Source organism: Enterobacter sp. UPMP2061, assembly GCF_053709615.1.
On record NZ_JBSKJP010000004.1, the window covers coordinates 49,358 to 64,117 of the forward strand.

The 14,760-nt window shown below is 57.1% G+C and carries 9 protein-coding genes; 4 read left to right on the forward strand and 5 right to left on the reverse strand.

Going from position 1 to position 14,760, the window contains the following annotated elements:
* Nucleotides 1-6 precede the first annotated feature (6 nt).
* The 3 genes from ACWKXX_RS10820 to nanQ all read left to right on the forward strand — a co-directional run bounded on the left by ACWKXX_RS10820 (nt 7) and on the right by nanQ (nt 2,925).
* Entirely contained in the window at nt 7-1,497 is a 1,491-nt protein-coding gene (locus ACWKXX_RS10820; protein WP_015572000.1) for an MFS transporter, read from the forward strand.
* Between the two features lie 88 nt (nt 1,498-1,585).
* Nucleotides 1,586-2,458 carry an N-acetylmannosamine kinase gene (nanK, locus tag ACWKXX_RS10825; protein WP_015571999.1) on the forward strand — a complete coding sequence of 291 codons (873 nt, stop codon included), beginning with the start codon at nt 1,586-1,588 and terminating at the stop codon, nt 2,456-2,458.
* Complete coding sequence (nanQ, locus tag ACWKXX_RS10830) at nt 2,458-2,925, forward strand: N-acetylneuraminate anomerase (RefSeq protein ID WP_023295505.1); 468 nt, start codon at nt 2,458-2,460, stop codon at nt 2,923-2,925. The genes nanK and nanQ overlap by 1 nt, the downstream gene beginning before the upstream one ends.
* An 89-nt stretch (nt 2,926-3,014) precedes the next feature.
* Here the strand turns inward: nanQ and ACWKXX_RS10835 are convergent, their stop codons facing one another.
* The 4 genes from ACWKXX_RS10835 to gltB form a co-directional block, all read right to left on the reverse strand.
* On the reverse strand, nt 3,015-4,307 hold the full coding sequence (locus tag ACWKXX_RS10835) for a cytosine deaminase (RefSeq protein ID WP_454540822.1): 1,293 nt from the start codon (nt 4,305-4,307) through the stop codon (nt 3,015-3,017).
* On the reverse strand, nt 4,297-5,547 hold the full coding sequence (codB, locus tag ACWKXX_RS10840) for a cytosine permease (protein ID WP_017693905.1): 1,251 nt from the start codon (nt 5,545-5,547) through the stop codon (nt 4,297-4,299). Before codB ends, ACWKXX_RS10835 begins: the two co-directional genes overlap by 11 nt.
* 187 nt (nt 5,548-5,734) lie before the next feature.
* Complete coding sequence (gene gltD, locus ACWKXX_RS10845; RefSeq protein ID WP_154123137.1) at nt 5,735-7,153, reverse strand: glutamate synthase subunit GltD; 1,419 nt, start codon at nt 7,151-7,153, stop codon at nt 5,735-5,737.
* Between the two features lie 9 nt (nt 7,154-7,162).
* Entirely contained in the window at nt 7,163-11,623 is a 4,461-nt protein-coding gene (gene gltB, locus ACWKXX_RS10850; protein WP_261665962.1) for a glutamate synthase large subunit, read from the reverse strand.
* Between the two features lie 687 nt (nt 11,624-12,310).
* On the opposite strand from gltB, the gene ACWKXX_RS10855 reads away from it, so the two are divergent.
* Entirely contained in the window at nt 12,311-13,252 is a 942-nt protein-coding gene (locus ACWKXX_RS10855) for a TIGR01212 family radical SAM protein (RefSeq protein WP_096152317.1), read from the forward strand.
* Here the strand turns inward: ACWKXX_RS10855 and ACWKXX_RS10860 are convergent.
* Nucleotides 13,232-14,734, reverse strand: coding sequence for a helicase HerA-like C-terminal domain-containing protein (locus tag ACWKXX_RS10860; RefSeq protein WP_063624330.1), 1,503 nt, complete (start codon nt 14,732-14,734; stop codon nt 13,232-13,234). The two genes, ACWKXX_RS10855 and ACWKXX_RS10860, sit on opposite strands and share 21 nt — an antisense overlap.
* Between the last annotated feature and the right edge of the window lie 26 nt (nt 14,735-14,760).

A 14,760-nucleotide genomic window follows, 5' to 3' on the forward strand; every position in this document is an offset into this window, starting at 1 on the left:
AGTGAAATGAGTAAGTCTACCCAAAGCATCCCGTGGTACCGCCATCTTACCCGTCCTCAGTGGCGCGCCTTCTCCGCCGCCTGGCTGGGATATCTGCTTGATGGCTTCGATTTTGTATTGATAGCCTTAGTCCTGACAGAAATAAAAAGCGAGTTTGCCCTGACGACAGTGGAAGCGGCGAGTCTGATTTCGGCGGCCTTTATATCGCGCTGGTTCGGCGGCCTGCTGCTGGGCGCCATGGGGGACCGCTATGGCCGCAAGCTGGCGATGATCACCAGCATCGTGCTCTTTTCCTGCGGTACGCTGGCCTGCGGTTTTGCGCCGGGTTACGTCACCCTGTTTATCGCCCGCATGGTGATAGGCATGGGGATGGCGGGGGAATATGGCTCCAGCGCAACCTATGTGATTGAAAGCTGGCCAAAGCACCTGCGCAACAAGGCGAGTGGTTTTCTGATTTCCGGTTTCTCCGTCGGCGCCGTGGTTGCGGCCCAGGTCTACAGCCTTGTCGTGCCCGTCTGGGGCTGGCGTGCGCTGTTCTTTATCGGCATTCTGCCCATCGTCTTTGCCCTGTGGCTGCGGAAAAATATTCCGGAAGCTGAGGACTGGAAAGCGAAGCACGAAGGCAAAGCCCCGGTGCGCACCATGGTTGATATTCTGTATCGCGGCAAATACCGCGTCATCAATATGGCGATGACGCTGTTTGCCGGTACGGCGCTGTGGTTCTGTTTTGCAGGCGAACTCAACAACGCGGGGCTGGTCGTTATTCTCGGCCTGCTGTGCGCCATCGTCTTTATCAGCTTTATGGTGCAAAGCAGCGGTAAACGCTGGCCGACGGGCGTCACGTTGATGGTTGTCGTGCTCTTCGCCTTTCTCTACTCCTGGCCGATTCAGGCGCTATTACCCACTTATCTGAAAACCGACCTGGCCTATGATCCCTCAACGGTGGCGAAGGTGCTGTTCTTTAGCGGCTTCGGCGCGGCAGTAGGCTGCTGCGTGGGCGGTTTTCTCGGTGACTGGCTTGGCACCCGCAAGGCCTATGTCTGTAGCCTGTTGGCCTCACAGCTCCTGATTGTCCCCGTCTTTGCGATCGGCGGCGCCAATGTCTGGGTGTTGGGCTTGTTACTCTTTTTCCAGCAGATGCTGGGGCAGGGGATCTCCGGGATCTTACCCAAACTCATCGGTGGCTATTTCGATACCGACCAGCGTGCGGCGGGTCTGGGCTTTACCTACAACGTTGGCGCGTTGGGCGGCGCGATTGCCCCGGTGATTGGCGCGCTGCTGTCGCAGGATATGGCGCTGGGCACGGCCCTGGGATCGCTCTCTTTTGGCCTGACGTTTGTGGTGATCTTGCTTATTGGTCTGGATATGCCCTCCCGCGTTCAGCGCTGGATCAGGCCAGAAGCCCTGCGTACGCATGACGCTATTGACGGTAAACCTTTCAGCGGAGCCGTCCCGTTTGGCGGCGATAAAAGCGCTTTAGCGAAAAGCAAAAGTTAATCCGCTTGCCCGGACCTATACCGGGCACATTCGTAAGGGATGAAGTATGTCACAACGGGATAAAAACATTTCCGAGCGGGGCGGTGCTATGACGACACTGGCGATAGACATAGGTGGAACTAAACTTGCCGCCGCCCTGGTGGATGACGGTTTACAGATCCACGCGCGACGCGAATGCCCTACGCCCGCCAGTAAGACGCCTGACGCACTGCGTGAGGCGCTGGCTGAGCTGGTCAAGCCGTTACAGACCCAGGCAACGCGTGCGGCCATTGCCTCAACCGGAATCATTCAGGACGGCAATCTGCTGGCGATTAACCCGCAAAATCTCGGAGGATTGCACCATTTTCCGCTGGTGCAGACGCTCGAAGACATTGCTGGTTTGCCGACCCTGGCGATCAATGATGCTCAGGCTGCGGCATGGGCGGAATATCACGTTAGTGCGAAGGAAATTAAAGACATGGTATTCCTGACTGTTTCAACGGGCGTGGGGGGCGGCGTAGTCAGTAACGGGAAACTCGTGACCGGAAGCGGCGGACTGGCAGGGCATCTTGGGCATACGCTCGCCGATCCAAACGGCCCGCAATGCGGCTGTGGTCGCGTGGGGTGCGTGGAAGCCATCGCGTCTGGTCGCGGTATTGCCGCCGCAGCCAGGGGAGAGCTTGCAGGATGCGATGCAAAAACGATTTTTGCGCGCGCGGCAGAGGGAAATAAACAGGCGGCGGAACTGGTCCAACGTTCTGCACAGGTACTGGCGCGGCTTATTGCCGACACGAAAGCGGTGATGGACTGCCAGCGCGTGGTGATTGGCGGCAGCATCGGGCTGGCAGGAGGGTATCTGGCGCGGGTCCGCGCGTATCTTGAGGAGCATCCTTCTGTTTATCACGTTGAATTAACCGCCGCGCACTATCGACACGATGCGGGCTTACTGGGCGCGGCGCTGTTAGCTCAGGGAGAAAGATGATGTTTTTTGGTGAGATTCGGACGCTTCCCTCCACGGGGTTGCATCCCGTTCTTCTGGAGGCGCTAACCCTCGCGCTGGCTGCCCGTCCGCTGGAAAAAGCGGCAGGACGTTATGAGCTTCGCGGTGAGGATATCTTCATGAACGTGATGACGTTTGCCACGCAGTTTCCAGACCAGAAGAAAGCGGAACTGCATGAGCAATATATTGATATCCAGGTGTTATTGACGGGAGAAGAGCGCATCCTCTTTGGCGTGACGGGCTCGGCACGCCAGCGTGAAGATTTTCATCCTGAAGAAGATTATCAGTTGTGCAGTGAGATTGCAGGTGAACAGTGTGTCACCCTCCGGCCGGGGATGTGCGCCGTATTTATGCCGGGAGAGCCACATAAGCCAGGATGCGCAATCCTTGAGCCAGGCGAGATAAAGAAAGTCGTGGTGAAGGTACGCGCCCGCTTGCTGGATACGTAGTTTATAGGCCTGATGGCGCTTCGCTTATCAGGCCTGCGGGCATAACGTAATTTGCAGGCCGGATAAGGCGCAGCCGCCATCCGGCAATGTTATTCGATATTCTGGCGCTTAAACGTCACCGCTTCCGGCTGCGTCAGGTGCAAGGTTGTCTGGCTGGGCACCGTCTCGGCAATCACCTTGCCGTGGCGAACAGAGTATCGTGCCGGCGTCTGGCGACGAACTGCATCAAACCCATTCTCTGCCGGGAGAATCACCAGGTTTGCTGTATTCCCAACGCGCACGCCATAGTCCTGCAAATCGAGCGTTTTCGCGCTGTGGGTAGTGATCAGGTTAAGCCCATCATTTATTTGCCCGTAACCCATCAGTTGGCAAACGTGCAGCCCCATATGCAGAACCTGAAGCATATTCGCGGTTCCCAGCGGATACCACGGATCGAAAACGTCGTCATGACCAAAGCAGACGTTGATCTCCGCTTCCAGCATTTCTTTGACGCGTGTGATGCCTCGGCGTTTGGGATAGGTATCGAAACGGCCCTGCAAATGCGTGTTAACCAGCGGGTTTGCCACGAAGTTAATGCCTGACATTTTTAACAGGCGGAACAGTCGGGACGTATACGCGCCATTATAGGAGTGCATCGCCGTGGTATGGCTGGCGGTCACGCGTGAACCCATTCCGTCACGATGTGCCAGTGCGGCAACGGTTTCAACGAAGCGCGATTGTTCATCATCAATTTCATCACAGTGGACATCGATCAGTCGGTCGTACTTTCTGGCCAGGGAAAACGTTTTATGCAGCGACTCAACGCCATATTCACGCGTAAATTCAAAGTGGGGGATTGCGCCGATGACATCCGCCCCTAAACGCACGGCTTCCTCAAGCAGCTCTTCACCGTTCGGATAAGAAAGAATGCCTTCCTGCGGGAATGCCACAATTTGCATATCGACCCACGGGGCGACTTCCTGCTTCACCTCCAGCATGGCTTTCAGTGCCGTAAGGGTGGAGTCCGAGACGTCAACGTGTGTACGTACGTACTGAATGCCGTTGGCGATTTGCCACTTCAGGGTCTGCATCGCGCGAGTTTTAACGTCTTCGTGGGTAAGCATCGCCTTGCGTTCGGCCCAGCGCTCGATTCCCTCGAAAAGCGTGCCGGACTGGTTCCAGTTCGGTTCACCCGCCGTTTGCGTTGTATCCAGATGGATATGCGGCTCGATGAAAGGAGGGATAACCAGCCCGCATTCGGCGTCCAGCACCTGACCGACTGGCGCAGAGGCGGTTTCCTGAGGATCGATACGGCTGAAGCGTCCGTCCTCAATCGTGATTTGCCATAAACCCTCTTGCCCCTGCAAACGGGCCTGACGGATAGTGAGGGAATTATTCTGCATGGGAAACCTCCGAAGGATTAGCAAGGGTACGTTTGGCGAATGGGTTTAACACCAAATAGCTGAAGACGCCACCCAATACTGCGTTAACGGGGACAATTCCCGGAATGTAGTGCCCGGCAGCAACACCCAGGGCGACCGAGAAAATGGCAATCCAGTTAACGGACACAAATTTTGCGTGGTCGAAGCTGGCATAGCGGCGGCGATTAATCAGGTAGTCGGCGATAATCACCCCGCCAACCGGCGGAATCGCTGCCGACAAAAAGGTCAGCCAGCCAACGAAGTTGTTGTATAGCCACAGCGCGCACAGCGTACCGATAATGCCATTAACCACCGACAGCGTACGGCTGGAAAGACCAGTAATATTGGCGAAACCCAGACCAGAGGCGTACAACGCGTTGTCATTGGTGGTCCAGATATTCAGGCCAAGAACGACAATGGCCGGCAGCAGCAGTCCCTGGGCGATCATCACGTCAGAAATATCGGCCTGTCCTACGGCGGCAGCGCCTGCCGCACCGAAGATAAACATCAGCGAGTTGCCAAGGAAAAATGCCACCATCGCCACCAGAACGGCACCTTTGGCATTGCGGCCAAAGCGGACGAAGTCGGCGGTCAGCGTGCCTGCGCTGATAAACGAGCCTACGACCAGCGCCAGCGCGCTGGAAAAGTTGAGCGGCGTCTGCGGCACAATGGATTTGAGGTGGTCCAATCCTCCCACGCCGTCCACCGCCAGCCAGACGGAGTAGCTACCCAGGATGACGATAGCGGGTACGGCGATGATGGATAAAATCGTCAGTGCCGAGATGCCAAAAAAAATGGTTAACGTCATCAACAGGCCGGAAACTGCAATCAGGATGTTCACGTCGATGCCCGTGGCTTTACTCACCGGGATGGCAAACATCGCTACGCCGACGCCAAACCACCCTACCTGCGTACCGCCTAAAAGCATGGAGGGAAGCCAGGAACCTTTTATACCGAACGAGTAACGCGCAAGAAGATGGGTTGAGAGGCCGGTTTTTGCGCCAATGTAGCCAAGAAAAGCAGTGTAAATACCGAGGAGGAGATTGCCGAAGAGAACTGCGAGGAAGAAATCATTATAGGAAAGACCGGTACCGAGCGTGCCTCCGGTCCACATACTGGCGGAAAAAAACGTTAACCCTAACATCACAAAAGTGAGTGGAACCACGCCTTTCCGCGCCGCCAGAGGGACGGGGCCCTGGCTATAATTGTTATCTTGCGACACAACGCCTCCTTGAATTTTGGCCAAAAAATCCGCCGCATAATATACATTTTTTTCACGAAAGCAAACGTTTACGTCGGGATTTACGCTGCTTTTTTGCTTAAAAAGGCACCATTAACTTAAGGGTAGGCTACTGAAAACAGGCTCCCCAGCGTTCCGCTTTATGCTTCTGCCGGGGAGTCAGAGGGGCTTACACTTCCAGGAAGTTCATGATCCCGTCAGCCGCTTTACGGCCTTCGGCAATCGCCGTGACCACCAGGTCAGAGCCGCGAACGATGTCGCCACCGGCGAAGATTTTCGGGTTGCTGGTCTGGAACGCGTTATCGCTGCCTTCTGGCGCAATGATGCGGCCCTGAGAGTCCAGCTCTACGCTGTGCTTCGCCAGCCACTCCATGCTGTGAGGACGGAAACCAAACGCCATCACCACGGCGTCAGCCGGGATCACGTGTTCAGAACCGGCCACGATCTCCGCGCGACGACGGCCTTTCGCATCTGGCGCACCCATCTCCGTGCGCGCCATCTTCACGCCGCTCACTTTACCGTTGGCATTCACTTCAATACCCAGAGGCTGGATGTTGAACTGGAACTCGACGCCCTCTTCACGTGCGTTTTTCACTTCGCGCTTAGAGCCCGGCATGTTCTCTTCGTCACGGCGGTAGGCACAGATGACATGCGCCGCATTCTGGCGAATGGAGGTACGCACGCAGTCCATCGCGGTATCACCGCCGCCCAGCACCACCACGCGTTTGCCTTCCATGCTGACGAACGGCTCATCGGCGGTCTCGCCGTAGCCCATTAGCTGTTTGGTATTCGCAATCAGGAACGGCAGCGCGTCGTACACGCCTGGCGCATCTTCGTTCTCCAGACCACCGCGCATGGACTGATAAGTGCCTACGCCAAGGAACACGGCGTCGTAATCTTTCAGCAGGTCGTCGAGCTGCACGTCGCGGCCCACTTCGGTGTTGAGTATGAACTCAATGCCCATGCCGGTGAAGATTTCGCGGCGGCGGGTCATCACCTCTTTCTCCAGCTTGAAGGCCGGGATACCGAAGGTCAGCAGGCCGCCAATCTCCGGGTGGCGATCAAAGACCACCGCCTTCACGCCGTTACGGGTCAGCACGTCCGCACAGGCCAGGCCTGCCGGGCCCGCGCCGATAATCGCTACGCGCTTGTCGGTTTGACGCACACCGGTCATATCCGGGCGCCAGCCCATCTCGAACGCTTTATCGTTGATATAGCGTTCGATGTTGCCGATGGTTACCGCGCCAAACTCGTCGTTCAGCGTACAGGAGCCTTCACACAGACGATCCTGAGGGCACACGCGGCCGCACACTTCCGGCAGGGTGTTGGTCTGATGAGACAGCTCGGCGGCTTCAAAAATACGCCCTTCGTTGGCCAGCTTCAGCCAGTTCGGGATGTAGTTATGGACCGGACACTTCCATTCGCAGTAAGGGTTACCGCAGGACAGGCAGCGGTCTGCCTGTGCTTTGGCCTGGCCTTCTGAAAACGGCTCATAGATTTCAACAAATTCAATTTTACGGATCTTCAGCGGTTTCTTTGGCGGATCAACACGCTGAAGGTCGATAAACTGGTAAACGTTCTGGCTCATCTGAATTCCTTACTGCGCCTGCACGCGCAGCTCTGCTGCGCTACGACTACGGTGACCCAACAGGGCTTTAACATCGCTGGACTTCGGCTTCACCAGCGCGAATTTCGCAGAGAACGCCGGCCAGTTCGCCAGGATCTCTTCGCCGCGCGAAGAACCGGTATGCTGCACGTGTTCGGTAATTAAGCCGCGCAGGTGTTCTTCGTGGATGGCCAGCGTATCAACGTCCAGCACTTCCACCAGTTCCGGGTTCACGCGTTTGCGGAACTCACCGTCTTCATCCAGGACGTAGGCAAAACCGCCCGTCATGCCCGCGCCAAAGTTCACGCCGGTTTTACCCAGGACGCACACAATTCCGCCCGTCATGTATTCACAGCCGTTATCGCCGATGCCTTCCACCACGGTGATGGCGCCGGAGTTACGCACCGCAAAACGTTCGCCCGCACGGCCCGCGGCAAACAGACGACCGCCGGTTGCGCCGTACAGACAGGTATTGCCGATGATGCTCGCTTCATGGCTGCGGAAGGCTGAACCAACCGGAGGACGCACCGCCAGCAGACCGCCCGCCATGCCTTTTCCGACGTAGTCGTTGGCATCGCCGGTCAGGTATAACTCAACCCCGCCTGCGTTCCACACGCCGAAGCTCTGACCCGCGGTACCGCTGAAGTGCGCGGTAATCGGATCCGACGCCAGGCCCTGATCGCCGTGCGTTTGCGCGATGTAACCGGAGAGGGACGCACCCACGGAACGGTCGGTGTTGCGGATATCAAACCAGAACGTTTTGCTCTGCTTCTCATCCACATACGGCTTCGCCTGTTGCAGCAGCTGTGCGTTCAGCACGCCGTTGTCGAACGGCGGGTTGTTCTCGGTACAGTAAACCGCTTTGCCAGGATGCGGCTGAGCGGTTTCCAGCAGCTTAGACAGCTCCAGCTTCTGCTGTTTAGCCGTGAAGCCCTCAAGCTCTTTCAGCAGGTCGGTACGGCCAATCAGGTCTACCAGACGCTTCACGCCCAGCTGCGCCATCAGCTCGCGGGTTTCACGGGCGATGAAGTCAAAGTAGTTGGTCACTTTGAACGGCAGGCCGTGATAATGATTCTTACGCAGCTTTTCGTCCTGGGTCGCAACGCCCGTTGCACAGTTGTTCAGGTGGCAAATGCGCAGGTATTTACAGCCGAGCGCAACCATCGGGCCGGTACCAAAGCCGAAGCTTTCCGCTCCCAGAATCGCCGCTTTGATGATGTCGAGGCCGGTTTTCAGCCCGCCGTCCACCTGCAAACGGATCTTGTGACGCAGGCCGTTAGCGACCAGCGCCTGCTGGGTTTCCACCAGGCCAAGCTCCCACGGACAACCCGCGTATTTCACGGAGGAGAGCGGGCTTGCGCCGGTGCCGCCGTCGTAACCGGCGATAGTGATCAGATCCGCATAGGCTTTCGCCACGCCGGTGGCAATGGTGCCAACGCCCGGTTCGGAAACCAGCTTCACGGAGATCATCGCTTTCGGGTTGACCTGTTTCAGGTCGAAAATCAGCTGCGCCAGATCCTCGATAGAGTAGATATCGTGGTGCGGCGGCGGGGAGATCAGCGTCACGCCCGGCACTGAATAGCGAAGCTTAGCGATGTATGGGGTGACTTTATCACCCGGCAGCTGACCGCCTTCACCCGGTTTCGCCCCCTGCGCGACTTTAATCTGAATCACATCGGCGTTGACCAGGTACGCTGGCGTTACGCCAAAGCGACCGGACGCCACCTGCTTGATACGGGACACTTTGTTGGTGCTGTAGCGGGCCGGATCTTCACCGCCTTCGCCGGAGTTGGAGTTGCCGCCGATGCTGTTCATGGCTTCCGCCAGCGCTTCATGGGCTTCCGGGCTCAGCGCGCCGATAGACATCGCCGCGGTGTCGAAACGTTTGAACAGCTCAGACGCGGGTTCAACCTCGTCAATGCTGACCGCTTCATCACCTGGATTGAGGGCAATGAGATCGCGCAGCGTCGCTGCCGGACGGTTGTTCACCAGCTCTGCATACTGCTGATAATCGCTATACTCGCCACTCTGCACCGCCTGTTGCAGCGTGCGCACCACGTCCGGGTTATAAGCGTGATACTCACCCCCGTGGACATATTTCAGCAGGCCGCCCTGTTCCAGCGGCTTACGTGCCAGCCAGGCGCGCTTCGAGAGGTTCACCAGATCCTGCTGGAAGTCAGCAAAACCGGCGCCGCCGATACGGCTGACCACGCCCTGGAAGCAGAGATTAGCGACCTCGTCATGCAGGCCGACCGCTTCAAACAGCTTCGAGCAACGGTAAGAGGCGATGGTCGAGATGCCCATTTTGGACATGATCTTGTACAGACCTTTGTTGATGCCGTTACGGTAGTTCAGCATCACAGCACGGTAGTCTTTGTCGATTGCGCGGGTATCCACCAGGCGGGCCAGCGTTTCGTAGGCCAGGTACGGGTAGATCGCCGTCGCGCCAAAGCCTAACAGCACCGCAAAGTGGTGCGGGTCGCGCGCGCTCGCGGTTTCAACGATGATGTTGGCATCGCAGCGCAGGCTCTTGTCCACCAGACGCGTCTGGATAGCCCCCACCGCCATGGGTGCAGGCACCGGCAGACGGTTTTTCGCGATGTTGCGGTCAGACAGCACCAGCAGAACGGTGCCGTTACGCACCATCTGCTCGGCTTTGTCGCACAGCGCGTTCACCGTCTCTTCGAGGCTCGTTTCGGTCACGTCGAAGGTGATATCGAGCGTGTCGGCGCGATAGTGCTCCTCGGTCATGGTGGTGAGCTGTTTGAAATCGGAGTACAGCAGGATCGGTGATTTAAAGGTCAGACGGTGCGCCTGGCCTTCAGCTTCACAGAAGACGTTCATCTCACGGCCGATGCTGGTGGCCAGCGACATGACGTGGGCTTCGCGCAGCGGATCGATTGGCGGGTTAGTGACCTGCGCAAACTGCTGACGGAAGTAGTCATAAATAATGCGTGGCTGGCTGGAGAGCACGGCGAACGGGGTATCGTCACCCATTGAGCCGACCGCTTCCTGGCCGTTTTCGCCGAGCACGCGAATAACCGAGTCCAGCTCTTCCGCACTGTAGTTAAACTGCTTCTGGAAGCTCGCGAGAGTGTCATCGTCCAGCTCGCGGCTGCCCACTTCTTCGTCCGACAGATCTTCAAACGGCACCAGACGACGCACGTTTTTCTCCATCCACTCTTTGTACGGATGGCGGCTCTTCAGATCGTTGTCGGTTTCGGCGGAATGCAGAATACGCCCACCGCGGGTGTCGATCACCATCAGCTCGCCCGGTCCGACGCGGCCTTTCTCGACCACTTCGTCTGGCTGGTAATCCCAGATCCCGACTTCAGAGGCGCAGGTGATGAGCTTGTCTTTGGTAATAACGTAGCGCGCCGGACGCAGACCGTTACGGTCCAGGTTACAGGCGGCAAAACGACCGTCGGACATAACGATGCCCGCCGGGCCGTCCCACGGCTCCATGTGCATGGAGTTAAAGTCGAAGAACGCGCGCAGCTCAGGGTCCATATCCGGGTTGTTCTGCCAGGCCGGTGGCACGAGCAGACGCATGGCGCGCACAATATCCATCCCGCCTGCCAGCAGCAGTTCCAGCATGTTATCCATGGAACTGGAGTCCGAGCCGGTTTCGTTCACGAACGGCGCGGCATCGTGCAGATCCGGGATCAGCGGCGTCTGGAATTTATAGGTACGGGCGCGGGCCCACTGGCGGTTACCGGTGATGGTGTTGATCTCGCCGTTATGCGCCAGGTAGCGGAACGGCTGCGCCAGCGGCCAGCGTGGAACGGTGTTGGTGGAGAAGCGCTGGTGGAACAGGCAAATGGCCGATTCCAGACGCAGGTCCGCCAGGTCCAGGTAGAAGCGCGGCAGGTCAGCCGGCATACACAGACCTTTATAGATGTTCACCAGGTTAGAGAGGCTACAGACGTAGAACTCTTTATCGTCCTGAAGACGTTTTTCAATGCGGCGGCGGGCGATAAACAGACGGCGTTCCATATCACGCGGACGCCAGCCCGCAGGCGCGTTGACGAAAATCTGTTCAATACGAGGCAGCGAGGAGAGGGCGATTTCACCGAGCACCCCTTCGTTGGTTGGCACATCGCGCCAGCCGACGATCGACAGGGTTTCACGCTGAAGTTCTTCTTCAACGATGCGGCGTGAGGCGGCAGCTTTTTCAGGATCCTGATTCAGGAACAGCATACCGACAGCGTAGTTTTTGGCTAAACGCCAGCCGCGCTCTTCCGCTACGATACGGAAGAAACGATCCGGTTTTTGCAGCAGCAGGCCGCAACCGTCGCCGGTTTTACCATCGGCAAGGATGGCGCCACGGTGCTGCATACGGGCCAGTGCGTGAATAGCAGTACGCACTACCTTGTGGCTAGGTTCGCCTTCTATGTGGGCGATCAGGCCGAAACCACAGTTATCCTTCTCAAGGGATTTATCGTACAACATATCAGTGAACCTCCCCAGGCTCGTCGGGCTTCCCACTGAACTTTACCGTGGCGCACAGGCGCAGAAAGAGCATGGCGACGGGGTTAGCGTTTCATACGCGGACCTCGCATTCGCCCTCTTTTTCATCCTTTCGCGCAGGTAAACAAGTTTGAGGACTTGCTTCAGAGGGAATCTCAATTACTGCATAAATATGATGAGCAGGCCGCTCATCCAGAAAGCTTCCAGCGGATTTCCAACTTATCGGGAATTGGTACACAGGTCAAATGGCAATCTTATTTATACAAAAATGTGCTAAAGCGTAGTTATCTTTTTGTTTTTAATATGTATTTAACTATTTTTACAACCACTTAAAGCACCGGGGAGGTGCAGGGGAGTGTGATCTGACTCACTATATGAAAGCGGTATTATCGATGCAGCGTGCTGAAATGCAGATTTATAGCAGAATATTAATCTGGTGTTGCATTCAAACCCGCATAAAATCACTGTTTTTCAGTCCTGGCGCTATAAATGAAAAAAACCATCAGAACATAAGGAAAAGTAATTACGTACAGGGTGAATGAAATCTCGGTAATCGTGATTATTTATTCAAAAAGATAAAGGCCGTCCAGGGCGATTGATCCAGGTCATCGCCGACAGAGGCTAAAAATGGCAGGCTTGTCCCCTTTCTTCGGGACGGTCTATCAGATTATGCAGTTACAGAAATTAGTCAATATGTTTGGTGGGGATCTTTTGCAGCGCTATGGGCAAAAGGTTCACAAACTGACGCTGCACGGCGGCTTTAGCTGCCCGAATCGCGATGGCACCATCGGGCGTGGTGGCTGCACTTTCTGTAACGTGGCCTCGTTTGCTGACGAGGCCCAGCAGCATAAATCTATCGCTGAACAGCTCGCCCATCAGGCGAGTCTGGTGAATCGCGCGAAGCAGTATCTGGCCTATTTCCAGGCCTACACCAGCACGTGGGCTGAGGTGCAGGTACTGCGCTCGATGTATCAGCAGGCGGTTGCTCAAGCGAACATTGTCGGGCTGTGCGTGGGGACGCGTCCGGACTGCGTGCCGGAGGCCGTGCTGGATTTACTTAGTGAGTACAAAGAGAAGGGCTACGAGATCTGGCTGGAGCTGGGCTTGCAGACCGCGCATGACAAAACCCTGCACCGTATCAATCGCGGGCATGATTTCGCCTGCTACCAGCGCACCACGCGTCTCGCCCGTGAGCGTGGATTAAAAGTCTGCTCGCATCTGATTGTCGGCTTGCCAGGAGAAGGGCAGCAGCACGGGCTGGAAACGCTGGAAAAAGTCGTCGAGACCGGCGTGGATGGCATTAAGCTGCATCCGCTGCATATCGTGAAGGGCAGCATAATGGCGAAAGCCTGGGAAGCGGGGCGGTTAAGTGGTATCGAACTCGACGACTATACGGTGACGGCGGGGGAGATGATTCGCCACACGCCTCCGGAGATTGTTTACCACCGCATCTCGGCCAGCGCCCGCCGCCCAACGCTTCTGGCACCGCTCTGGTGTGAGAACCGCTGGACAGGGATGCTGGAAATCGACCGCTATCTACAGGAGAACGGCGTACAGGGGTCGGCGCTTGGCCGCCCGTGGGTTCCCCCGCTACCGGCGACGGCCGCCTAGCAGACTTCCCAGCATGCCGCGTATTATCTGGTTGGTAATCTGACGCGTCGCGCTTTTTGCCATGGTCTGAACCACGCCATCGCGTTTGCCGCCGCGTGGCCCGGTGCTGCCGAACAGAATATCTTTCAGCCCGCCGAGAATGCCGTCGTCCACGGCAAAAGATTGCCCTTTTGCGGCAGGGGCATCCTGCGATTCGGCAGTCGCCTGCACCCCTTTTTGCAGCATCTCGAACGCGGATTCGCGATCCACCTCGTCTTCATACTTCCCGTACACCGGGGAGTGATTAATCAGGCCGTTGCGTTCATCGTCCGTTACCGGCCCCATGCGCGAACAGGGCGCAATCACCATCGCACGCTCGACAACTGTCGGGCTGCCTTTTGCATCGAGGAACGAAATCAGCGCTTCACCGGTACCCAGCGCCTGAATGGCGGTTTCGGTATCAAAGGCCGGATTGGCACGCATGGTTTGCGCCGCGGCTTTCACCGCTTTCTGATCTCTCGGCGTAAAGGCGCGCAGGGCGTGCTGCACGCGGTTACCCAGCTGCCCCAGTACGTTGTCCGGAATATCCGACGGGTTTTGCGACACAAACCAGACCCCGACACCCTTGGAGCGGATCAGGCGGATAACCTGTTCAATTTTATCCAGCAGCACCTGCGGCGCGTCGTTAAACAACAGGTGCGCTTCGTCAAAGAAGAACACCAGTTTGGGTTTTTCCAGATCGCCTGCTTCCGGCAGTTGTTCGTACAGTTCAGAGAGCATCCACAGCAGGCTGGCGGCGTAAAGCTTCGGCATCTGGTAGAGCTTCTCTGCGCTCAGAATGTTGATGATGCCTTTGCCGCTGCTGTCGGTACGCATCCAGTCTTTGATATCCAGCATTGGCTCGCCGAAGAAGTGTTCGGCACCCTGTTGCTCCAGCGTCAGGAGCCCGCGCTGAATGGCGCCCACCGAGGCGCTGCTGATATTGCCGTACTGGTTCTGGAAGGATTTGGCGTTATCGCCAATGTACTGGGTGATGGCGCGCAGATCTTTGAAGTCGAGCAGCAGTAGCCCCTGATCGTCGGCGATACGGAAGATAATGTTCAGTACCCCGGACTGCACGTCGTTGAGGTTAAGCAGACGGGCCAGCAGCAGCGGGCCGAGGTCGGAGACGGTGGCGCGCACCGGATGGCCTTTTTCGCCGAAGATATCCCAGGCCACCACCGGATTACCGTGCGGCGTCCAGTCGGTGATGCCGATATTTTTCAGGCGCTCGAGGAGTTTTTCTGACGCTGCACCTTCCTGAGCCACCCCGGTTAAATCGCCCTTCACGTCAGCCATAAATACCGGCACGCCAGTCTCTGACAACGACTCAGCCAGCTTTTGCAGGGTGACGGTTTTTCCCGTCCCGGTCGCGCCGGTGATCAGGCCATGACGGTTCGCCATCGCGGGCAGTAAAAACAGCTCTTTTTCCAGCGTCCTGGCGATTAACAATGGTGTACTCATGATGCACGTCCTCTCGTAGTCCTGGG

Bases quoted from the DNA above. Each gene is read 5' to 3' on its own strand.
- ACWKXX_RS10820 (WP_015572000.1), top strand. From the start codon at position 7: ATGAGTAAGTCTACCCAAAGCATCCCGTGGTACCGCCATCTTACCCGT.
- nanK (WP_015571999.1), top strand. From the start codon at position 1,586: ATGACGACACTGGCGATAGACATAGGTGGAACTAAACTTGCCGCCGCC.
- nanQ (WP_023295505.1), top strand. From the start codon at position 2,458: ATGTTTTTTGGTGAGATTCGGACGCTTCCCTCCACGGGGTTGCATCCC.
- ACWKXX_RS10835 (WP_454540822.1), bottom strand. From the start codon at position 4,307: ATGCAGAATAATTCCCTCACTATCCGTCAGGCCCGTTTGCAGGGGCAA.
- gltD (WP_154123137.1), bottom strand. From the start codon at position 7,153: ATGAGCCAGAACGTTTACCAGTTTATCGACCTTCAGCGTGTTGATCCG.
- gltB (WP_261665962.1), bottom strand. From the start codon at position 11,623: ATGTTGTACGATAAATCCCTTGAGAAGGATAACTGTGGTTTCGGCCTG.
- ACWKXX_RS10855 (WP_096152317.1), top strand. From the start codon at position 12,311: ATGCAGTTACAGAAATTAGTCAATATGTTTGGTGGGGATCTTTTGCAG.
- ACWKXX_RS10860 (WP_063624330.1), bottom strand. From the start codon at position 14,734: ATGAGTACACCATTGTTAATCGCCAGGACGCTGGAAAAAGAGCTGTTT.